At 68.2% G+C, this 22,241-nt stretch carries 20 protein-coding genes, 1 tRNA gene and 1 pseudogene; 16 read left to right on the top strand and 6 right to left on the bottom strand.

Translation table 11 applies throughout. The annotated features are described in order from the left end of the window. Nucleotides 1-297: 297 nt before the first annotated feature. The 4 genes and pseudogenes from WS51_RS33040 to WS51_RS31270 form a co-directional block, all read left to right on the top strand. A complete protein-coding gene (locus WS51_RS33040) occupies nt 298-423 on the top strand; it encodes a hypothetical protein (protein ID WP_257785636.1) in 126 nt (41 codons plus the stop codon). A 139-nt stretch (nt 424-562) separates the two neighbouring features. Further along, nucleotides 563-1,015, top strand: a complete 453-nt coding sequence (locus WS51_RS32895; protein ID WP_236872373.1) for an SDR family oxidoreductase — start codon at nt 563-565, stop codon at nt 1,013-1,015. A gap of 16 nt (nt 1,016-1,031) precedes the next feature. Next, the gene (locus WS51_RS21285; RefSeq protein ID WP_069230025.1) at nt 1,032-2,018 is read left to right on the top strand and encodes an acetyltransferase; all 987 of its coding nucleotides are present in this window, start codon (nt 1,032-1,034) and stop codon (nt 2,016-2,018) included. Nucleotides 2,019-2,130: 112 nt separating this feature from the next. Continuing rightward, nucleotides 2,131-2,286: pseudogene (locus WS51_RS31270) on the top strand (deoxyribodipyrimidine photo-lyase); the annotation flags it as partial. Nucleotides 2,287-2,483: 197 nt separating this feature from the next. Here WS51_RS31270 and WS51_RS21280 read toward each other — a convergent pair. After that, nucleotides 2,484-3,716 (bottom strand): MFS transporter, encoded by a 1,233-nt coding sequence (locus tag WS51_RS21280; protein ID WP_060273360.1) that lies wholly within the window; start codon nt 3,714-3,716, stop codon nt 2,484-2,486. A 295-nt stretch (nt 3,717-4,011) separates the two neighbouring features. Beyond that, complete coding sequence (locus WS51_RS21270; RefSeq protein ID WP_069229749.1) at nt 4,012-4,953, bottom strand: LysR substrate-binding domain-containing protein; 942 nt, start codon at nt 4,951-4,953, stop codon at nt 4,012-4,014. 121 nt (nt 4,954-5,074) lie between these two features. Here WS51_RS21270 and WS51_RS21265 point away from each other — a divergent pair, with 121 nt between their 5' ends. Further along, the gene (locus tag WS51_RS21265) at nt 5,075-6,118 is read left to right on the top strand and encodes an alpha/beta hydrolase family protein (protein ID WP_069229748.1); all 1,044 of its coding nucleotides are present in this window, start codon (nt 5,075-5,077) and stop codon (nt 6,116-6,118) included. 142 nt (nt 6,119-6,260) lie between these two features. Further along, the gene (locus WS51_RS21260; RefSeq protein ID WP_059502971.1) at nt 6,261-7,022 is read left to right on the top strand and encodes a 4'-phosphopantetheinyl transferase family protein; all 762 of its coding nucleotides are present in this window, start codon (nt 6,261-6,263) and stop codon (nt 7,020-7,022) included. 21 nt (nt 7,023-7,043) lie between these two features. Here WS51_RS21260 and WS51_RS21255 read toward each other — a convergent pair whose 3' ends face one another. Beyond that, nucleotides 7,044-7,964, bottom strand: a complete 921-nt coding sequence (locus WS51_RS21255; RefSeq protein WP_059846137.1) for a glutamate/aspartate ABC transporter substrate-binding protein — start codon at nt 7,962-7,964, stop codon at nt 7,044-7,046. A 225-nt stretch (nt 7,965-8,189) separates the two neighbouring features. Between WS51_RS21255 and hutH the strand changes: the two genes are divergently transcribed. From hutH to WS51_RS21205, 10 genes are all read left to right on the top strand, one after another. Further along, the gene (gene hutH, locus WS51_RS21250) at nt 8,190-9,713 is read left to right on the top strand and encodes a histidine ammonia-lyase (RefSeq protein WP_059546725.1); all 1,524 of its coding nucleotides are present in this window, start codon (nt 8,190-8,192) and stop codon (nt 9,711-9,713) included. Nucleotides 9,714-9,717: 4 nt separating this feature from the next. After that, nucleotides 9,718-10,413, top strand: coding sequence for a histidine utilization repressor (gene hutC, locus WS51_RS21245; RefSeq protein ID WP_044847652.1), 696 nt, complete (start codon nt 9,718-9,720; stop codon nt 10,411-10,413). Between the two features lie 39 nt (nt 10,414-10,452). Further along, a complete protein-coding gene (gene hutU / locus WS51_RS21240; RefSeq protein ID WP_040144611.1) occupies nt 10,453-12,141 on the top strand; it encodes a urocanate hydratase in 1,689 nt (562 codons plus the stop codon). Nucleotides 12,142-12,143: 2 nt separating this feature from the next. Further along, nucleotides 12,144-12,782 carry a HutD/Ves family protein gene (locus tag WS51_RS21235; protein WP_069229747.1) on the top strand — a complete coding sequence of 213 codons (639 nt, stop codon included), beginning with the start codon at nt 12,144-12,146 and terminating at the stop codon, nt 12,780-12,782. 4 nt (nt 12,783-12,786) lie between these two features. After that, on the top strand, nt 12,787-14,013 hold the full coding sequence (gene hutI / locus WS51_RS21230) for an imidazolonepropionase (protein ID WP_069229746.1): 1,227 nt from the start codon (nt 12,787-12,789) through the stop codon (nt 14,011-14,013). 15 nt (nt 14,014-14,028) lie between these two features. Beyond that, entirely contained in the window at nt 14,029-15,405 is a 1,377-nt protein-coding gene (locus WS51_RS21225) for a formimidoylglutamate deiminase (RefSeq protein ID WP_059452041.1), read from the top strand. Between the two features lie 57 nt (nt 15,406-15,462). Next, the gene (hutG, locus tag WS51_RS21220; protein WP_059452040.1) at nt 15,463-16,260 is read left to right on the top strand and encodes an N-formylglutamate deformylase; all 798 of its coding nucleotides are present in this window, start codon (nt 15,463-15,465) and stop codon (nt 16,258-16,260) included. 740 nt (nt 16,261-17,000) lie between these two features. Beyond that, a complete protein-coding gene (locus WS51_RS21215; RefSeq protein ID WP_059769975.1) occupies nt 17,001-17,807 on the top strand; it encodes a gamma-glutamyl-gamma-aminobutyrate hydrolase family protein in 807 nt (268 codons plus the stop codon). A 12-nt stretch (nt 17,808-17,819) separates the two neighbouring features. Next, on the top strand, nt 17,820-19,157 hold the full coding sequence (locus WS51_RS21210) for a glutamine synthetase family protein (protein WP_059790244.1): 1,338 nt from the start codon (nt 17,820-17,822) through the stop codon (nt 19,155-19,157). A gap of 38 nt (nt 19,158-19,195) precedes the next feature. After that, nucleotides 19,196-20,602, top strand: a complete 1,407-nt coding sequence (locus WS51_RS21205; RefSeq protein ID WP_069229745.1) for an aspartate aminotransferase family protein — start codon at nt 19,196-19,198, stop codon at nt 20,600-20,602. Nucleotides 20,603-20,620: 18 nt separating this feature from the next. Here the strand turns inward: WS51_RS21205 and cysC are convergent, their stop codons facing one another. From cysC to WS51_RS21190, 3 genes are all read right to left on the bottom strand, one after another. Further along, complete coding sequence (cysC, locus tag WS51_RS21200; protein WP_060271673.1) at nt 20,621-21,160, bottom strand: adenylyl-sulfate kinase; 540 nt, start codon at nt 21,158-21,160, stop codon at nt 20,621-20,623. Between the two features lie 269 nt (nt 21,161-21,429). After that, a tRNA-Val gene (locus WS51_RS21195) sits at nt 21,430-21,504 on the bottom strand. Between the two features lie 83 nt (nt 21,505-21,587). Then, nucleotides 21,588-22,070, bottom strand: a complete 483-nt coding sequence (locus tag WS51_RS21190; protein WP_059451797.1) for an Lrp/AsnC family transcriptional regulator — start codon at nt 22,068-22,070, stop codon at nt 21,588-21,590. Nucleotides 22,071-22,241 lie beyond the last annotated feature (171 nt).

Raw genomic sequence — 22,241 nt, 5'->3', positions numbered from 1 at the left:
CGATGGCCCGCGTCGGCGTCGAGGGTGGCGATTTTTGTAGTACGTCGTCGTATGACATGGTACGCGTTAGATTTGCGTATGACGTCGCGGGTTTACCCGGAATTTCGTCAAATATCTGCGGGCGTCATGAGGATGTTGTTCGTCGCATCACATCAGATGACATATGACATAAAGCACGCACGGCGCTGGCGGGCGGCCGGCTGACGGCGCCCGCGAGGCCCAAGACAACCAGGCGAAAAAACACGTTGCTGAAGGACAAGAGCGTCGTGATTTCCAGGATCGGGGGCGGGGCTCGGCGTGAAGCTCGCGGTCGAGGCGGCACGCGAGGGTGCGCGCGGCGTGGTCGTCGCGGCACGCACGATGGAAAAGCTCGACGATGCGCAAGCCGGATCCGCGCACTCGGCGTCGCGTGCGAAATGCTGAAGGTGCGAACCGACATCGCCCGGCGCGCGCAATGCCGGCGGCTCGCAACGCAGGCGATCGAGCGTTTCGGCCACTGTGCATTCGTGCACGGCACGTTTCCGGAGGCGGTCGACGAAGCCGACTCGCCGGCTGGCGCGCGGTGTTCGGCACCAACGTGTTCGGCACGATGACGCTCGCACCGAAATTCGTCCCGCACATGAAGCGGCACAAGCGCGGCGCAATCGTGACGATCGATACGCAGGCGGCCCGCAAGCCGTTTGCAGGGCAATCCGGCTACGCTGTATCGAAGCGTGTGCTCGCGGTTACGGCAAAATACCTTGCACGCGCGCTCGGCGTGCACGGGATTCGCGCGAACGGCATTCACATGAGCTGGATGCGAGACGTGCCGCCGCGGACGCATTTGCGGCCGGCGGCCGCCGAGTACGGAGTGACGCAAGACGAGACCATCGTGCCGATCGCGTCGAACATAGCGCTCGCGAAGCTGCCGGCCGACGACGACTGCGCGCGTGCCGCGCTGTTCGTCGCATCGGATGACGCGAACGCGGTGACCGGCGCGACGCTGCACGCGAACGGCGGCGACTTCATGCCCTGAGGAAAAGAGACGGATGATGCAGGAACGGGAACCCTACCGCGGACGACATTTCTTCGCGTTCAACGGCGACGCGGACGGTCTGTGCGCGCTGCAGCAACTGCGGCTCGCGGAGGGCGAGCGCGGCACGCTCGTGACCGGCGTGAAGCGCGACATCCGGCTGCTCGAGCGAATCGACGCGCGGGCCGGCGATCGCGTGACCGTGCTTGACGTGTCGCACGACCAGAATCGCGACGCCTGCGCGCGGCTGCTGCGCGCAGGCGCGGCGGTCCGCTACTTCGACCATCACTTCGCGGGCGAGCTGCCGGGCGATCCGCGTTTCGACGCGTACATCGACACGTCCGCCGACATCTGCACGAGCGCGCTCGTGAACCGCCATCTCGGCGGCCGTCATGTGCGGTGGGCGATCGTCGCGGCGTTCGGCGACGAACTGCCGGCGCTCGGCGACGCGCTCGCGCGCGAATACGGGCTCGACGACGTCGAGCGCCGCACGCTCGCCGAACTCGGGCTCTACCTGAACTACAACGCCTACGGCGAGTGCGTCGGCGATCTCCATTTCGATCCGGCGGTGCTGGCCGATGCGATGCTGCCGTGTGCGGACCCGCTCGACTTCGTGCGCGACACGCCGGTGTTCGCCGCGCTGCGCGACGGCTATCGCGACGACATGGCGCGGGCCTGCGCGCTCGCGCCCCTGCGCGACGTGCCCGGCGCGACACTGATCAGGATGCCGGATCATCCATGGGCGCGGCGCGCGACGGGGATGCTCGCGAACGAGCGGATGCGCAATGCGCCGCATGCGGCGCTCGCGGTGCTGTCGCCGCGTGCGCAGGGCGGGCTCGTCGTCAGCGTGCGCGTGCCCGACGGCCGGCCGATCGGCGCCGACGAATTCTGCCGCGGTTTTCCGACCGGCGGCGGGCGCAAGCGCGCGGGCGGCATCAATCATCTGCCGGAAACCGAGTTCGACGCCTTCGCCGAGCGTTTCGAGGCGGCCTTCCGTCTCGACTGAACGCCACAGGCCCGCAACGCCGGACGCGTACCGTGCGGTGATCCCGTGCCGCGCGCATCGATCGGACTCGGCTACGCGGCAATACCGTTCGCTTTTCCGTTTCCTGACCGAGGTGCCCGCGAAGTCGTCCGTTGCTCCTGCCGTCGTATGGTTCCGCGACGATCTGCGCGTGACCGACCAGCCAGCGCTCACGCGCGCGGTCGCGTCGGGCGGGCCGCTCGTGTGGGTGTACGTCGACGACACGCGCGCAGGTGCCGCGCATGCGCTGGCCACGCTGCCGAAGGGTCGACAGGTGTCACCCGGCGTCACCAGCCGCGGCCGCCGCTCCACGCGCGCGGTGCGGCTTGCCGTATCAGTTGCAGAACGCGACGTGCTCGAGCAGTGCAAGCGCGACGCCCGAGTCGAAGTAGGCCGCACCGCACCACGCGACGAACGCGAGCACGCCGACGGCCAGCGCCACGCGCATCATGCCCACGCGGCCTTGCCCGGCACCGGGCGCGCGATGCGCGCGTCGTCGATCGGCAGGTGCAGCACCGCGGCGAGCACGCCGAGCGCGATCGAGCCGATCCACAGCGGCAGATACGAATGCGTCGCGTCGTAGACGAGCGCACCGAGCCAAACGCCGAAGAAGCTGCCGAGTTGGTGCCCGAAGAAGACGAAGCCGAACAGCGTCGCGATGTAGCGCACGCCGAACACCTGCGAGATCACGCCGTTGGTCAACGGCACGGTGCCGAGCCACGTGAAGCCCATCACCGCCGCGAACACGTAGACGCTCGCGGGCGACAACGGCGCCGCGACGAATGCGGCCATCGCCAACGCGCGGACGAGGTACAGCACCGACAGCACGTACTTGCGCCGCAGCAGGCCGCCGAGATGGCCGCATGCATAGGTGCCGGCCACGTTGGTCAATGCGATCAGCGCGAGCGCGACGCTGGCGTGGCGCGCCGGCAGGCCGTGATCGAGCAGATAGGCGGGCAGGTGGGTCGCGATGAACGCGAGCTGGAACCCGCACGCGAAGAATCCCGCGTTCAGCAGCCAGAAGCCGCGATGCGCGAACGCTTCGCGCACCGCCGCGCCGATCGACTGGTCGGGGCCGTCGGCGCGGCTCGCGGCGTGCGCGGGCCGGTCGCGCACCAGCACGGCGAGCGGCGCGAGCAGCGCGGCGACGAGCGCGAGCGCGACGAATGCATGCTGCCAGCCGATGCCGCCGATCAGCACCTGTGCGACCGGCACCATGCAGAACTGGCCGAGCCCGCCGATCGCGCCCGCGACACCGAGTGCCCAGCCGCGCCGCTCGGGCGGGAACAGCCGGCTCAGCGCGCCGTAGATCGATGCGAAGGCCGAGCCCGACAGCGCGATGCCGATGACGAGCCCCGCGCCGAGCGTAAACACGCCGGCCGACGCGGCGAACGCCATCGTGGCGAGCCCGGCTGCATACAACAGCATGCCGGCGACGATCACGCGCACCGAGCCGAACCGGTCGGCGATCATCCCGGTAAACGGTTGCGCGATGCCCCATATCAGGTTCTGCAGCGCGAGCGCGAGCCCGAACGCTTCGCGCGACCAGCCGTGGTCGAGCGTGACGGGGGCGAGGAACAGCCCCTGCACGTGGCGGATGCCGAGGGCGGCGCCCATGATCAGGCCGCCCGCCAGCACCGGCAGCCAGCGGCGCCGGGTGTCTCGTTCGATCGGGGTCATGCGGGTCTCCGGATGAATGCGCGCGGCGCGACGCCGCGTTCGATCCGATTAGACGATTCCGTCGCGGCACGCTCAAGCAATCATTCGGTCGCGTTCGCATGCGTGTGGGGAATGCGAGGCGGTTCGGACGCGGGGCCGGTCGCGAAGGCGGAACGGGCCGGATCCGTGGAGTCGCTGCGACGCACCGCACACTGCCGATGCAGCGCAGCGGCCATCGGCGCCGCGCCTGCGGCTGCGCGCGTATGGCGCGCAATGCCGCACCGCCATCGGCTCGATGCGGACACGCGCTCGCGGCTTACCGCCGTGCCGCGTCGTACGCGCGCATTGCCGCGTCGCATTCGGCCGCTTCCGCGAGAATCCAGTCGCGCACGTCGGCGACTTCGCGGCGCGGGGCGGGATCGTGCCGGAACAGCCAGTAGCCGTACGCGTCCGACAACGCCTGCGAATGCGGGCCGAGCACCGCGAGCCGGCCGTCCGCGAGCATCGGCGCGACGAGCGCGAGCCTGCCGAGCGCGACACCCTGGCCGGCGATCGCGGCGTGGATCACCTGATCGTACTGGTTGAAGCGCAGCACGCCCTTCGGCCGCGCATCGCCGAGCCCGGCCGCGTGCAGGTACGTACGCCACTGCAGTTGCGTTTGCGGCGGGCCGTCGAACTCGAGCAGCACGTGCTCGGCGATCGCGGCCGCGTCGGTCACGGGCCGCGCGGCCAGCGCCGGGTGCGCGACCGGCACGACGACCTCGTCGAACAGGTGCAGCGCGCCGGCGGGCGCACGCTCGCGCGGGCAATAGCGGATGCCGAGGTCGATGCCTTCCGCACGCAAATCGAGTACCTTGTCGTTCGCGGCCACGCGCAAGTCGACGTCGGGCACGCGCGCCTGCAGGCGCCCGAGCCGCGGCAGCAGCCACAGCGCGGTCACGCCGATGCTCGCGGTGATCGTGACGGGCTGGCGCTCGCGCGTGGTGGCGAGCGACGCGACGGTGTCCTGCAGGCTCAGCAGCGCGGCGTCGGCGGCGCGAAACAGCCGCTCGCCTTCCGGCGTGAACGCGATCTTGCGATAGCCGCGCCGCAGCAGCGTGACGCCGAGATGCGCCTCGAGCGCATGCACCTGGCGGCTGACCGCCGACTGCGTGACGCACAGGTCCTGCGCGGCGAGCGTGATGCTCATGCGGCGGCCGACGGCGACGAAGCCGCGCACGAGATCCAGCGACGGGAGACGGACGAGCGGCGTTGACATGCGTATGGCTCATGCGAACGGAGCAGCAAGATTGGTTGAGAACGCCGGGCGCGTCAAGTTCAATGGAGACTGGCCGACCAGCGGCGGGCGCCGCGTGATGCGGCGCCGCACAGGAGACGGGATGACGATTTCGAATGAAGCAGCCGGCACGGATCGGGCAGCGTCGCGCGCGACGGACACGTTGCCGCCGGAGCCCGTGACGCTGACCGCGGCCGACGGTTATGTGCTGCGCGGCTACGTGTGGCGGCATCGCGGCAGCGGCGCCGCGCGGCCCGTGACGGTCGTCAATTGCGCGACGTCGGTGCGCTGCGACTACTACTTCCGCTTCGCGGCCTGGCTTTTCGCACACGGGCGCGACGTGCTCGTCTACGACTATCGCGGGATCGGCGGATCGCGCCCCGCGCGGCTCGCGAAGCTGCGTGCGAACTGGCTCGACTGGGGGCGGCTCGATTGCGAGGCCGCGCTGCAGTACGCGCGCGACGCGTTTCCCGGCCAGCCGCTCGACGTCGTCGCGCACAGCATCGGCGGCTGCCTGCTCGGGCTCGCGGCGTCGAACGCGTACGTGCGCCACGCGGTGACCGTCGGCGCGCAATATGCGTACTGGCGCGACTATCGGCAGCAAGAGCGGTGGCGCATGTGGTGGAAGTGGCATGTGGCAATGCCGGCGCTTGCGGCCGTGTTCGGCTACGTGCCCGCGAAACGGCTCGGCTGGATGGAGGACACGCCGCGCGGCGTCGCGTTGTCGTGGGTGCGCGCGCAAGCGCGCTTCGAGGACGCGTACACGCACGGCCCGCTCGCCGAACCCGCGGCGAGCCGCGCCTCACTGCCGGCGCGCTTTGCGCGGCTGCCGGCGCGGATGCTCGCGATCGGCCTCGACGACGACGGGTTCGGCACGGTCGAAGCGATCGAGCGGCTGGCCGGCTACTACACGGGCAGCGACGTCACGCATCTGCGGATCGCGCCGCGCGACATCGGCGTCGACGCAATCGGTCACTTCGCGTTCTTCCACAGCCGCTTCACCGACACACTGTGGCCCGTCGCGTTGTCGTGGCTGCAACACGGCGCGCTGCCGGCCGATGCGCCGGGCCGCGTGCACGCGCACCGTCCGGCGCAGCGTGCGCGGCCGGCGGACGGCAGCGTGCCGGATGCCGTCGCGCACGGGTGAGCGCGCACGCGGGCACGCCGTCGCGTCGATCGGGCGGCCGCGCCGGCTGCCGCTGACGACGAACGCGTTCGCAATGCATCGGCGTGTGCGTCGCGCGATCGATTAACATCGGATGTTTCGTTCGACTGGCTGCCCGTTGCCGATGTCCATTCCGCCCGATTCCGCGAAGTCCGCCGACCTGTCCCGCGCGTGGCAAATGCACCTGCTCGACGTGCCGGCTGCCGCGTCGCGTGCCGGCGTGCAGGTCGCGCGCATCGATTTCGACTGGCACGTGCCGCTCGCATCGCCTGCCTATGCGGCTCTGAGCGACGCCGAGCGCGCGCGCGCCGCGCGCTACCTGCGGCACGAGGATGCAGTGCGCAGCGCCGCGACGCGCGCCGCGCTGCGCGACGTGCTAGGCGCGGCGCTCGACGTGGCGCCGAAGGACATCGTGATCGTCGTCGACGAAGCGGGGCGGCCGTCGCTCGACGCCGCGCATCGCGCATCGCTCGATTTCAACGTGTCGCATGCGGGCGATCACGCGCTGATCGCATGGACGCCGGCGGGCCGTGTCGGCGTCGATATCGAAAGCTGCAATCGATCCACCGACTGGCGTGCGCTGACGCGCGAAGTATGCGCGAGCGCCGAGGCCGCGTATCTCGACAGCCTGCCGCTCGCCGCGCGTGCCGACGCGTTCATGCGCATCTGGTCCGCGAAGGAGGCGTTGCTGAAGGCGCTCGGCACCGGCATCGTCGGCGGGCTGCGCGCGTTCGCGGTCGTGCCGCCGCGCGATGCGCAGACACACGATACGCCTGCGACGACGATCGTCGAGCCGGCCGCGCCGGCGGCCGGCGTGGCCGCGTTCGATGCGGGCTGGCTCGACGCGGCGCCCGGCTACGCGGCGTGCGTCGCGTGGGCACGCTGAACCCGCTTCGGCACACGACGCTCACTCGAGCGGCACGTCGTTCGGCGCCGCGTAGCGCGCCTTGATCACATCGCTCATCGGGAAGTCGAACGCAAGGCCTTTCGGCGGCACCGGCTTCATGAACCACTTGTCGTACAGCGCGTTGATCTCGCCGCTCTTCATCAGCTGCACGAGCACGCCGTCGACGAGCGCCTTGAACTGCGGATCGTCCTTGCGCAGCATGAACCCGTACGCTTCCGACGATTGCGGCGTGCCGACGATCGTCCACTCGGCCGGCTTCGCCGCGAGCTGGCGCACGCCGGCGAGCAGCACGTCGTCCATCATGTAGGCGGCCGCGCGGCCCGATTCGAGCGTGAGGCGTCCTTCGCCGTAGTCCTTCGCGCTGATGATCTGCATGTTCATCTTCTTCTCCTCGTTCATCTTGCGCAGCAGGCGTTCGGACGTCGTGCCCTGGTTCGTCACGACCGTCTTGCCGGCGAGATCGGGGAAGTCGCGGATGCCCGAGCTCGTGCGCGTGAGCAGGCGCGTCGTCGCGACGAAGAAGGTCGTCGAGAACGCGACCTGCGCGTGACGCGCGGCGAGGTTGGTGGTGACCCCGCATTCGAGATCGACCGTGCCGTTCTGCACCAGCGGAATGCGGTTTTGCGACGTGACCGGGATGAAGCGCACCTGCAGGTCCGGCTTGCCGGTGCGCGCCTTCACGGCGGCGATCACGCGATCGCACAGATCCTGCGAGAAGCCGATCACCTTGCCGTTCGTGTCGACGTAGGAGAACGGCACCGACGTTTCGCGGTGGCCGATCGAGATCAGGCCTCCTTGCCGGATTTTCTCGAGCGTGCCGGACAGCGGTTCCGCGGCGAGCGACGCGCCGCACGCGAGCGCGCACGCGGTGAGGAGCAGGCTGCGGCCGAGGCGGGCGGTCAACCGGGGCGGGCGAGTCATGGCGGATCTCCGTGGCGGGTCATGAGGAAGTGTTGATCCGTATGTTGCCAAATACAAAATAATTGCAACATATGTTAACTACGGAGTCCGCGGAGCCGGCCCGGCGGGCCGCGCCGGACATCAGGGAAACTCCCGAGTCGAAATCGTGAAAAACGGGGTTGTCTAGACAAGTTGCGATGGCTACACTTCAATCCATCCCGAACTTGTCTAGACAGGATTGCTCACATGATTACGTTGACCCCCGGCCACCTGACCCTCCCGCAACTGCGCAAGATCGCTCGCGAATCCGTGCAGCTCCAGCTCGACCCGGCGAGCTTCGCGAAGATCGACGCAGGCGCGAAGGCCGTCGCCGACATCGCGGCGAAGGGCGAGCCGGCATACGGCATCAACACGGGCTTCGGCCGCCTGGCCAGCACGCACATCCCGCACGACCAGCTCGAACTGCTGCAGAAGAACCTGGTGCTGTCGCACGCGGTCGGCGTCGGCGAGCCGATGGCGCGCTCGTCGGTGCGCCTGCTGATGGCGCTGAAGCTGTCGAGCCTCGGCCGCGGCCACTCGGGCATCCGCCGCGAGGTGATGGACGCGCTGATCACGCTGTTCAACGCCGACGTGCTGCCGCTGATCCCGGTGAAGGGCTCGGTCGGCGCATCGGGCGACCTCGCGCCGCTCGCGCACATGTCGGCCGTGCTGCTGGGCGTCGGTGAAGTGTTCATCCGCGGCGAGCGCGCCAGCGCGCTCGACGGTCTGCGCGTCGCGGGCCTTGCGCCGCTCACGCTGCAGGCGAAGGAAGGCCTCGCGCTGCTGAACGGCACGCAAGCTTCGACGGCGCTCGCGCTCGACAACATGTTCGCGATCGAAGACCTGTACCGCACCGCGCTCGTCGCCGGTGCGCTGTCGGTCGACGCCGCAGCCGGCTCGGTGAAGCCGTTCGATGCGCGCATCCACGAACTGCGCGGCCACCAGGGCCAGATCGATGCGGCCGCGTCGTACCGCGAGCTGCTCGAAGGTTCGCCGATCAACCAGTCGCACCGCGACTGCGACAAGGTGCAGGATCCGTACAGCCTGCGCTGCCAGCCGCAGGTGATGGGCGCGTGCCTGGACCAGATGCGTCATGCGGCCGACGTGCTGCTGGTCGAAGCGAACGCCGTGTCGGACAACCCGCTGATCTTCCCGGATACCGGCGAAGTGCTGTCGGGCGGCAACTTCCACGCGGAACCCGTCGCGTTCGCGGCCGACAACCTCGCGCTCGCCGCGTCGGAAATCGGTGCGCTGTCCGAACGTCGCATCGCGCTGCTGATCGACGCGACGCTGTCGGGCCTGCCCCCGTTCCTGGTGAAGGACGGCGGCGTGAACTCGGGCTTCATGATCGCGCACGTGACGGCCGCGGCCCTCGCATCGGAAAACAAGACGCTCGCGCACCCGGCATCGGTCGACTCGCTGCCGACCTCGGCGAACCAGGAAGACCACGTGTCGATGGCGACGTTCGCGGCACGCAAGCTCGCCGACATCGCGGACAACACGAAGCACATCCTCGCGATCGAACTGCTGGCCGCCGCGCAAGGCGTCGACCTGCGCGCGCCGCACCACACGAGCCCGAAGCTCGCGCCGGTGATGGAAACGATCCGCAGCAAGGTCGCGCACTACGAACTCGACCACTACTTCGCGCCGGATATCGCGGTGATCGCGAAGCTCGTCGGCGAGCGAGCGTTCGCGAAGGTCGCGCCGTTCTCGTTCGCGTCGGAACAGTAAGCCCATGAGCGCGCCGGTCTACCAGGAGATCAAGGATTTCATCCTGGGCCGCATTCACGCCGGCGAGTGGGCGGAGGGCGACCAGGTGCCCTCCGAGAACGAACTGGCCCGCGAGTTCAAGGTCGCGCGCATGACCGTCAACCGCGCGCTGCGCGAGTTGACGGCCGAGCAGGTGCTCACGCGCATGAAGGGCGCCGGCACCTACGTCGCGCGGCCGAAGTACGAGTCGACGCTCGTCGCGATCCGCAGCATCTCGGAGGAGGTCGACGCGCGCGGGCATGCGTACCGCGCCAGCGTGCTCGGCCTCGAGACGATCCGCGCCGACGAGGCGCTCGCCGACGAGATGCAGATGGCCGTGCGCGCGAAGCTGTTTTATTCGCAGGTGTTGCACTTCGAGAATGACGAACCCGTCCAGCTCGAAGAGCGGTGGGTGAATCCGGCCGTCGCGCCGGATTATGCCGAGCAGGATTTCACGAACACGACGCCGAACCTCTACCTGATGCGCGCGGCACCGCTGCAGCGCGTCGAGTACCGGATCGAAGCGGCGGCCCCGGCGCCCGAGCGGCGCGAGCAGCTGCGGATGGACGACGTCGAGCCGTGTCTGGTTTTACATCGGCGTACCTGGTCGCAGGGCGTCGTCGCCTCGGTGGCGAATTTGTGGCACCCCGGCAGCCGTTATCGCTTCACCGGGCATTTCTGATTCCTATTTGATATTCACTTTCCCTCGGGAGCAGCCGTCATGAACCATCCGAAACACATCGATCCCCGTCTCGATCCGACGCGCACGATCCGCGCGCCGCGCGGCAGCGAGAAGGTCTGCAAGACGTGGCTGGCCGAAGCCGCCTACCGGATGATCCAGAACAACCTGGATCCGGAAGTCGCCGAGCATCCGCACGCGCTCGTCGTGTACGGCGGCATCGGCCGTGCGGCGCGCAACTGGGAATGCTACGACCAGATCCTCGCGTCGCTGAAGGATCTCGAGGAAAACGAAACGCTGCTGATCCAGTCGGGCAAGCCGGTCGGTGTGTTCCGCACGCACAAGGATGCGCCGCGCGTGCTGCTTGCGAACTCGAACCTGGTGCCGCACTGGGCGACCTGGGATCACTTCCACGAGCTCGACCGCAAGGGCCTGATGATGTATGGCCAGATGACGGCCGGCAGCTGGATCTACATCGGCAGCCAGGGCATCGTTCAGGGCACCTACGAAACGTTCTTCTCGGTCGCGAACCAGCACTTCAACGGCGATCCGTCGGGCCGCTGGATCCTGACGGGCGGTCTCGGCGGCATGGGCGGTGCGCAGCCGCTGGCGGCGACGATGGCCGGCTTCTCGATGATCGCGGTCGAATGCGACGAGACGCGCATCGACTTCCGGCTGAAGACGCGCTACGTCGACAAGAAGGCGACGACGCTCGACGAAGCGCTCGGCATGATCGACGAAGCGAAGCGCACCGGCAAGCCGGTGTCGGTCGGCCTGCTCGGCAACGCGGCCGACGTGTTCGCGGAACTCGTCCAGCGCGGCATCACGCCGGACTGCGTGACCGACCAGACGAGCGCGCACGATCCGATCAACGGCTACCTGCCGCAAGGCTGGACCGTCGCGCAATGGCGCGAAGCGCAGAAGGTCGATCCGCAGAGCATCGTGAAGGTCGCGAAGCAGTCGATGGCCGTCCAGGTGCGCGCGATGCTCACGCTGCAGGAACGCGGCGCGGCCACGCTCGACTACGGCAACAACATCCGCCAGATGGCGCTGGAGATGGGCGTCGAGAACGCCTTCGACTTCCCGGGCTTCGTGCCGGCCTATATCCGCCCGCTGTTCTGCGAAGGCAAGGGCCCGTTCCGCTGGGTCGCGCTGTCGGGGGATCCGGAAGACATCTACAAGACCGACCAGAAGGTGAAGGAGCTTATCCCCGACGATCCGCACCTGCACAACTGGCTCGACATGGCACGTGAGCGCATCGCGTTCCAGGGCCTGCCGGCACGGATCTGCTGGGTCGGCGTGAAGGATCGCTATCGCCTCGGCCAGGCATTCAACGAGATGGTGAAGAACGGCGAACTGAAGGCCCCGATCGTGATCGGCCGCGACCACCTCGACACCGGTTCGGTCGCGAGCCCGAACCGCGAGACGGAATCGATGAAGGACGGCTCGGACGCCGTCAGCGACTGGCCGCTGCTGAACGCGCTGCTGAACACGGCAGGCGGCGCATCGTGGGTGTCGCTGCACCACGGCGGCGGCGTCGGCATGGGCTTCTCGCAGCACTCGGGCGTCGTGATCGTCGCCGACGGTACCGCCGATGCGCACGAGCGTCTTGGCCGCGTGCTGCTGAACGATCCGGCGACGGGCGTGATGCGCCATGCGGATGCCGGCTACGAACTCGCGCAGCAGACGGCCCGCGAAGCCGGCCTGAAGCTGCCGATGCTCGGCCGCTGAGCATGACGGCGCTCGACCAGGCGCCGGTGCACGCAACGATGATCCGCGCCGCGGATCTCGTTGCGTCGCCGTGGAAGAACGGCGGCGGCGTGACGCGCGAAATCGCGGCATGCTTCCCCGCAGCGACTGATGCCGCAGCGCCGGCGGGCGCCTCGCTCGATACGTTCGCGTGGCGCGTGAGCGTCGCGGACGTCGGCGCGCCCGGCCCGTTCTCGCGTTTCGACGGCGTCGACCGCACGCTCGTGCTGCTGTCCGGCGCGGGCATGACGCTGGAGGAGACGGGCGGCGCGCGCCATGTGCTCGACACGCCGCTCGCCCGTGCGGATTTCGCCGGCGAAACGGCGATCGACGCGACGCTGCACGACGGCGCGACGCGCGACTTCAACCTGATGACGCGCCGCTCGGCCGCGCGCGGGACGCTGCACGTATGGCGGGCGGGCACGCACCGTGTCGAGCGCGCCGATACCGTGCTGCTGTTTTGCGCGACGGGCGCCGTCGGCATCGAGATCGGCGGCGCGCACCACGCACTGCAGGAAATGGACACGCTGCGGCTCGACGGGCCGCAGCGTGCGTTTGACGTCGTCGTGAGCGGAGGCGGCGCGCTGCTGGCCGTGTCGCTCACCGTCGGCGAACGAGACTGAACGCATGAAACCGAGAGTCTGGCATCACCTGAGGCTGTGTCCGCACGGCCATCCCGACGAAACGATCGACGACGCGGCGATTGCCGTCGACGAAACCGGCACGATCGTGTGGCTCGGCGCGTTTTCCGCGTTGCCGCACGGTTATGCGCACTGGCACAGGGAGGACCTGCACGGCGCGTGGGTGACGCCGGGCCTCGTCGACTGCCATACGCACCTCGTGTACGGCGGCACGCGCGCCGACGAGTTCGCGCAGCGCCTGGCCGGCGTCAGCTACGAGGAAATCGCGCGGCAGGGCGGCGGGATCGTGTCGACGGTGCGCGCGACGCGCGCGGCCGACGAGACGGCGCTGTTCGTGCAGGCCGCCGCACGCCTGCAGCCGTTGCTCGCCGAAGGCGTGAGCGCGATCGAGATCAAGTCGGGCTACGGGCTCGACCTCGCGAGCGAGCGCAAGATGCTGCGCGTCGCGCGCCAGCTCGGCGAGCGCTTCCCGGTCACGGTCTACACCACGTTCCTCGGCGCGCACGCGCTGCCGCCGGAATACGCGGGCCGCGCGGACGAATACATCGACGAAGTGTGCGAGCGGATGCTGCCGGCACTCGCCGACGAAGGCCTCGTCGACGCGGTCGACGTGTTCTGCGAACGCATCGGCTTCTCGCTCGCGCAGACCGAGCGCGTGTTCGAAGCCGCGACGAAGCGCGGCCTGCCGGTGAAGCTGCACGCGGAGCAATTGTCGAACGCGGGCGGCACCGCGCTTGCCGCGCGTTATCGCGCGCTGTCCGCCGACCACCTCGAATTTCTCGACGAAGCCGGGATCGAGGCGATGAAGGCGGCCGGCACGGTCGCCGTGCTGTTGCCCGGCGCGTATTACTTCATTCGCGAAACGCAATTGCCGCCGATCGAGCTGCTGCGCAAGCACGGCGTGCCGATCGCGCTCGCGACCGATCACAACCCCGGCACGTCGCCGCTCGAATCGTTGCTGCTGACGATGAACATGGGCTGCACGCTGTTCCGCATGACGGTACCCGAGGTGCTGCAAGGCGTGACGCGCCATGCGGCCGCGGCACTCGGCCGCGCGGATCGGCACGGCGCGCTCGAGACCGGTCGGCAGGCGGATTTCGCGGTCTGGTCGGTCGGCTCGCTGTCGGAGCTCGCCTACTGGATCGGCCGGCCGCTCTGCGAGCAGGTCGTGCACGGCGGGACGACGGTGTTTCGCCGGATGAACGGCGAGTAACAGACGAGACTCACGATGACCGAAATGACGCTGTTCGCGGACCATGCCTGGCTGCCCGATGGCTGGCGCCGCAACGTGCTGCTGCGCTGGGACGCGGCCGGCACGCTGACCGAGGTGACGCCCGACGCCGACGCGCCGGCCGGCGTCGCGCGCGCGGCCGGGCCCGTGCTGCCCGGCATGCCGAACCTGCATTCGCACGCGTTCCAGCGCGCGATGGCGGGGCTCACCGAATACCGCGCGAATCCTGCCGACAGCTTCTGGAGCTGGCGCGACCTGATGTACCGCTTCGCGCTGAAGATCACGCCCGACGCGCTCGCGGCGATCGCGCGCTGGCTGTACGTCGAGATGCTCAAGTGCGGCTACACGTCGGTGTGCGAATTCCACTACGTGCATCACGCGCAGGACGGCTCGCGCTATCCGCAGATCGCGGAACTCGGCACGCGCGTGATCGACGCGGCCCGCGCGGCCGGCATCGGCATCACGATGCTGCCCGTGTCGTACCAGTTCGCCGGCTTCGGCAACAAGCCGCCGCGCGACGACCAGCGCCGCTTCATCAACACGCCGGACGGCCTGCTCGAACTGCTCGACGCGATGCGCCGCGTCGCGCCCGAGCACGGCGGCCTGCGCTACGGCGTCGCGCCGCACTCGTTGCGCGCGGTGTCCGAGAACGGATTGCGCGTGCTGCTCGGCGGGCTGCCCGACGATGCGCCCGTGCATATCCATATCGCCGAACAGACCGCCGAGGTCGACGATTGCGTGCGTGCTTACGGCGCGCGGCCCGTGCAATGGCTGCTCGATCGCTTCGACGTCGATGCGCGCTGGTGCCTCGTGCATGCGACGCACGTCGATGCGGCCGAAACTGCCGCGCTCGCGAAGCGCCGCGCGGTGGCCGGCCTGTGCCTGACCACCGAGGCGAACCTCGGCGACGGCGTGTTCCCGGCCGTCGACTATCTCGCGCAGGGCGGCGTGATCGGCGTCGGCTCCGACAGCCATGCGTCCGTCGACTGGCGCTCGGAGTTGCGTCTGCTCGAATACGGGCAGCGGCTCGTGCATCGCGCGCGCAACGTGCTCGCAAGCGACACGCAGGCTCGTGTCGCCGACCGGCTGTTCGACGCGTCGCTCGCGGGCGGCGCGCAGGCCAGCGGCCGGCGCATCGGCGCGCTGCGCGAAGGCTGCCGCGCCGACTGGCTCGTGCTCGATCCCGATCATCCGGCGATCGCCGAACATGACAGCACGGCATGGCTGTCGGGCGCGGTGTTCGCCGAGCACGGCGACACGCCGGTGCTCGACGTCTACACTGGCGGCGAGCGCGTCGTGAGCGGCCGCCGCCATCGCGACGAAGCCGTCGCGTATGCCGACTATCGCGCCGCGCTGGCGCAACTGCTGCGCTGAACGCGCGGCCCCGGCGCGCCGCGTGCGCGCGCCGGCAGACTCTTACGGTGATGCGACATGACTGAACAACCGGCTGTTTTCACGCTGAAGCAGGGCACGCTGCCGCTGCTGATCTCGATTCCGCACGCAGGCACCCACATTCCCGACGACATCGCGGCCACGATGACGCCCGACGCGCGCTTCGTCGACGATTGCGACTGGCACCTGGAGCGGTTGTATGGTTTCGCGGCGACGCTCGGCGCGTCGATCCTCGTGCCGTCGCACGCGCGTTACGTGGTCGACCTGAACCGCCCGCCCGACAACGAGAACCTGTACCCGGGGCAGGACACGACCGGGCTCGTGCCGGTCGACACGTTCGACAAGACGCCGCTGTATCCGGCGAACGCGTTGCCCGGCAACGACGAGATCATGCGCCGCCGCGACCGCTACTGGCGCCCGTATCACGACGCACTGCAAGGCGAGATCGCGCGGTTGAAGCGCGAGCACGGCCGCGTGCTCGTGTGGGAAGCGCATTCGATCCGCTCGCACGTGCCGCGCTTCTTTGAAGGCCGCCTGCCGGACTTCAACTTCGGCACGTCGGGCGGCGCGAGCGCGGCGCCCGGCCTGGCCGAGGCGCTGGCCGAATGCGTGATCGCGCACGGCGGCTATACGGCCGTCGCGAACGGGCGTTTCAAGGGCGGCTACATCACGCGTCACTACGGCGTGCCCGCGACCGGCGTCGAGGCCGTGCAGCTCGAGCTGTCGCAGATCACCTACATGGAAGAGACGCGTCCGTACGCGTACGACGAGGCGCGGGCGGCCCGCATCGTGCCGCTGCTGCAGACGCTCGTCGAAACGGCGCTCGCGCACCGCTGAACCGCCGGCGCGTGCTGCGTGCGGCGGCGCGGCGCTACCTCGCGCTTGCGGCCCGCCGGAAGGCACGGCGCGCGCCGACGCAGCGCACAAAACGGCATCGACCGCCCGGGTCGATGCCGTTTTTTTCATCCGATCGAATGTCGGGATCGACACCTGAAAATTTGACGCAATTTTTAGGTGATATAAGCTGAATGTCAGGAAGTCGTCACGCGCGCCGGCCGCGACGGCGTCGATCAGCGCCGCACTGCGCCGGAACCCGCTGCGTGGCAGCTTGCCGACGTGCCGCCGCGCGGCGTTGCCGCCTTCCGTTTCATCGCGACACGTGACCTGCCTTCATCAGTCAGTCGAGTACGATCGTGAAAGCCGCCAGCCCTTCGATACGCCGGACCCGAAGTCCGTCGGCGGGCGCGTCGCCTCAGGCCGGGCCGATCCGGCATGCTGATCGCGGCACGCGCACCGCCCTCATACGCGAGCCTCGTTTCTTCGCCGTGCCCCATTGCGGCTTGCGCCGCTTCAACCTCGTGACCGCGCACGTGTTCAGCGCGGTGCAGTGCGACGGCAGCGCTTCATTGTTGCCCTAGCGTCCGTTTCCGCTTTCGCATCGGGTCGCAACGCCCGTTGCCGTGCCGTTCGCGCGCCACGGCACGGTGCACGCACGCGCACGCGCGCGGGCGGCGCGACCGCGCATTGCGATCGTCCCGCCCGTGCGCACGCGTCGCACGTTCACCGTGGAGGCGATCATGCGACCGCGCCCGTTCGTAGCCGTCACCGCCGACCGTGTCATGCGCGGCGCCCATCCGAACCACACGGCCGGCGAGAAGTATCTCGTCGCGGTGGTCGACGGTGCCGGCGCGCTCGCCTTCGTGCTGCCCGCGCTCGGCGCGCGCCAGCCGGTCGACGCGATCGTCGCGTCCATCGACGGGCTGTTGCTGACCGGCAGCTATTCGAACGTCGAGCCGCATCACTACGGCGGCCCGGCGAGCATGCCGGACACACTGCACGACCCCGCGCGCGATGCGACCGCGCTGCCGCTGATCCGCGCGGCGATCGACGCGGGTGTGCCCGTGCTCGCGATCTGTCGCGGCATGCAGGAGCTGAACGTCGCGTACGGCGGCACGCTGCATCAACGGCTCCATGCGAGCGCGGGTTTCCACGATCATCGCGAGCGCGACGGCGATCCGCTCGAGCGGCAGTACGGCCCCGCGCATCGCGTGCAGCTCGCGCCGGGCGGCCTGTTGCAACGGGTCGCGCGCGGCGCGCACGACGCGATGGTCAATTCGCTGCACGACCAGGGCATCGCACGGCTCGGTGCGGGGCTCGCGGTCGAAGCGAGCGCGCCCGACGGGCTCGTCGAAGCCGTCAGCGTGCGCGGCGCGCGCGCATTCGCGCTCGGCGTGCAGTGGCATCCCGAATGGCGCCATGCGGAACAGCCGCTGTCGCGCGACATCTTCGCGGCATTCGGCGCGGCGTGCCGCGCGCGCATGACACACCGCATTCATGCGGCCGGCGGCGCCATGCCGTCGCCGGCCGCATCCGACATCGACTGAACGAGGCCGATCATGCAACCCGAACTGAGCGAATTCCTGAGGCAGCACCGCATCACCGAAGTCGAGGCGATCATTCCCGACATGGCCGGCATCGCGCGCGGCAAGATCATTCCGCGCAACAAATTCGAGTCCGGCGAGTCGATGCGGCTGCCGCAGGCCGTGATGGTGCAGACCGTCACCGGCGACTATCCGGAGGACGGTTCGCTGACCGGCGTGACCGACCCCGACATGGTGTGCGTGCCCGATCCGTCGACGATCTGCCTGATTCCGTGGGCCGTCGATCCGACCGCGCAGGTGATTCACGACTGCGTGCATTTCGACGGTTCTCCGGTCGAGATTTCGCCGCGCTACGTGCTGCGCCGCGTGCTCGACCTGTACAAGGCGAAAGGCTGGAAGCCGGTCGTCGCGCCGGAGCTCGAGTTCTACCTGGTCGACATGAACGCCGACCCGGATCTGCCGTTGCGTCCGCCGGTCGGGCGCACGGGCCGCGCGGAGACGGGCCGTCAGTCGTATTCGATCGAGGCCGTCAATGAATTCGATCCGCTGTTCGAGGACATCTACGAATATTGCGAGATGCAGGGCCTCGACATCGAGACGCTGATCCACGAGGTTGGCGCCGCGCAGATGGAGATCAACTTCGTGCACGGCGACGCGCTGTCGCTCGCCGACCAGGTGTTCCTGTTCAAGCGCACGGTGCGCGAGGCGGCACTGCGGCACAACATGTACGCGACGTTCATGGCCAAGCCGATGGAAAACGAGCCGGGCTCCGCGATGCATATCCACCAGAGCCTCGCCGATGCGCGCACCGGCCACAACCTGTTCGCCGACGAGGGCGGCGTGGCGTCGCCGATGTTCCAAAGCTATCTCGCGGGGCTTCAGAAATACACGCCCGCGCTGATGCCGATCTTCGCGCCGTACATCAACTCGTACCGTCGGCTGTCGCGCTTCATGGCCGCGCCGATCAACGTGCAGTGGGGCTACGACAACCGCACGGTCGGCTTCCGCATCCCGCAGTCGACGCCGGTCGCGCGGCGCATCGAAAACCGGATTCCGGGCGTCGACTGCAACCCGTACCTCGCATTCGCGGCGACGCTCGCGGCCGGGTATCTCGGGCTGACGCAGCAGCTCGCGCCGACCGAACCGATCGCGTCCGACGGCTACGACCTGCCGTATCAGCTGCCGCGCAATCTCGAGGAAGGCATCTCGCTGATGGCAGCGTGCACGCCGCTCGCCGGCATTCTCGGCGACAAGTTCGTGAAGGCGTATCTGGCGCTGAAGGAAACCGAATACGAAGCGTTCTTCCGCGTGATCAGCTCGTGGGAACGCCGCCATCTGCTGCTGCACGTGTAAGCGTGCGCACAACCGCACGACGGAAATACGGAGGCAACATGACCGAACGAAGCGAAGCCGCACCGCGCACGACGCACGCGCGCTCGAGCGCCGAATACCGCGCGCTCGACGCCGCGCACCACATCCACCCGTTCTCCGACATGGGCGCGCTCAATCGTGCGGGCAGCCGCGTGATCGTGAAGGCCGACGGCGTCTATCTGTGGGACTCCGACGGCAACAAGATCATCGACGGGATGGCCGGCCTCTGGTGCGTGAACGTGGGCTACGGCCGCAAGGCGCTCGCCGATGCCGCGTATCGCCAGATCCAGGAACTGCCGTTCTACAACACGTTCTTCAAGACGACGCACCCGCCGGTGATCGAACTGTCGGCGATGCTCGCCGAAGTCACGCCGGCCGGCTTCAACCATTTCTTCTATTGCAACAGCGGCTCGGAAGGCAACGACACCGTGCTGCGACTCGTGCATCAGTACTGGCGCGTGCAGGGCAAGCCGCAGAAGAAATACGTGATCTCGCGCAAAAACGGCTATCACGGCTCGACGATCGCCGGCGGCACGCTCGGCGGGATGGGCTACATGCACGAGCAGATGCCGTCGAAGGTCGAGCACATCGTGCACATCGACCAGCCGTATTTCTTCGGCGAAGCGCAGGCCGGCGAGACGCCTGAGGCGTTCGGCCTCGCGCGTGCGCAGCAGCTCGAGGCGAAGATTCTCGAGCTCGGCGCGGAGAACGTCGCCGCGTTCATCGGCGAGCCGTTCCAGGGCGCGGGCGGCGTGATCTTCCCGCCGTCGACGTACTGGCCGGAAATCCAGCGCATCTGCCGCAAGTACGACATCCTGCTGGTGGCCGACGAAGTGATCGGTGGCTTCGGCCGCACCGGCGAATGGTTCGCGCACCAGCACTTCGGCTTCGAGCCGGACCTCATCACGATGGCCAAGGGCCTGACGTCGGGCTACGTGCCGATGGGCGCGGTGGGCATCCACGAGCGCGTCGCGCGCCCGATCATCGACAACGGCGAATTCAATCACGGACTCACGTACTCGGGCCATCCGGTCGCGGCGGCGGTGGCGGTCGCGAACCTGAAGCTGCTGCGCGACGAAGGCATCGTCGAGCGCGTGAAGCGTGATATCGGGCCGTATTTCCAGCGTCGGCTGCGCGAAGCGCTCGGCGATCATCCGATCGTCGGCGAGATCGCCGGGGCCGGGCTGGTCGCCGGCGTCCAGCTCGCGCGCGATCGCGAACGGCGCGAGCGGTTCGATGGCAGCGTCGATATCGGCACGATCTGCCGCGACTTCTGCTTCAACGGCAACCTGATCATGCGTGCGACGGGCGACCGGATGCTGTTGTCGCCGCCGCTGGTGATCCGGGAGGCGGAGGTCGACGAGATCGTCGACAAGGCGAAGCGCGCGTTTGACGCGACGGCGGAACGAGTCGGACGGTTGAAGTAAACGAAAGCCGCGCCCGGATCACGCGTGATCGAAGCGCTCGTGATCAAACTCGATGATGCGCGCGACGCATGCGGAGATGGACATCGTTGCGGTCTCGACGATGAGGTCGGGCGTATCAGGAACCTCGTAAGGATCGGAGATGCCGGTGAACTGACGCGTCTGGCCGGTCACGGCTTTCGCATACAAGCGTTTTGGATCGCGCGCGGAGCAGGTCGCGATATCGGTCTTCAGATAGATTTCGACGAACCGCTCGTCGCCGATGGTTTTGCGCGCCAGTTGCCGGTCGGCGGCATACGGGGAAATCAGTGCGACGATAACCGTGATCCCCTGATTGTTCAGCAGCTTGGCGATTTCGGCTGTGCGCCGACAATTTTCGGCTCGATCCTCGCGTCTGAATCCGAGATCGTGCGAGACGCCGGAGCGCAATTCGTCGCCGTCGAGAATGCAGACAGGAAGGTTGCGCGCGCGCAGACGTGCGGCGATCTCACGCGAGAGCGTGGACTTGCCGGCGCCGCTTAGGCCCGTCAACCAGAGTGTGTGTGAATTCGGCAATGTCATGGGTATGTCGTGACGATTTGAGTCCGCCACGCAATTGGCGTCGCGATCCCCGCTCGCCTTGATTGAATTTGGAAGTCGGTTCGGTTCGGCCGTCATTCCGGGTGATTCTAGTCAGCCGTTATCTGTTCACCCATTACCAGTCCATTACCGATTGTTACGACATAACCGATGGCGACGACTGGTATCTCGAGTTTGCCGCTTGGCGCGGATATGCGCGGCCGCAAAAACGAAAAGGGCCTGCGTCGTGAGACGCAGGCCCTTGAATTCTTTGGTGGGCGGTACTGGGATCGAACCAGTGACCCCTGCCGTGTGAAGGCAGTGCTCTACCGCTGAGCTAACCGCCCAAAGAAGCTGAAATTATGTCAGAGCTTTTTCGGTTCGTAAAGCACTTTCTTCAAATATTTTTCAGACCGGTGCAGGAAGTTCGTCAGCTGCCCGTCGACGGCTCGACGAGATCGAGGATCGAACCGTCGCGCTTGAGCGTCGCGAGCACGATGCTCGAATTGATCGACATCACGCCCGTCGCGCGGTGCAGGCGGTTGATCACGAAGTCGGAGTAGTGATCGAGGTCGCGCGCGCGCACCGTGAGCACGTAATTGGAGCCGCCCGTCACGATCTGCGCGGCGATGACTTCCGGCCATTCCTGGATCGCCTCGACGAAGCGGTCGTGCCATTCGGGCACGTCCGGCCGCATCGACACATGCACGAGCGCCTCGAACGCGACGCCGACCTTCTTCGGCTCGATCGTGCAGCGGTAGCCCGAAATGGCGCCGCGCTCCTCCAGCAACTTCACGCGCCGCAGGCACGCGGACGGCGACAGCGCGACCGCGTTCGCGAGGTCCTGATTGCTGATGCGCCCATCCCGCTCGAGATGCCGGAGGATCCGCATGTCGGTTCGATCCAGATTCATTTCGCAGAATCCCGTAATTTTTGAGATGACAGTCGCAGACTCTACTGCAAAGGACGCGATTCGTCATCGAAAAGTGAAGCTCATTCTATTTCGTCCTCGATAACATGCGCCCCATGCCTCGACCGCACGGCCTGACGCGCCGTCACGCCGCCGGCCGACCCGCCGCCTTCA

Source organism: Burkholderia territorii, assembly GCF_001718335.1.
GTDB classification, from domain to species: domain Bacteria; phylum Pseudomonadota; class Gammaproteobacteria; order Burkholderiales; family Burkholderiaceae; genus Burkholderia; species Burkholderia territorii.
The sequence above is the reverse complement of the archived record's forward strand: the minus strand, read 5'-3'. Positions and strand labels throughout refer to the sequence as shown.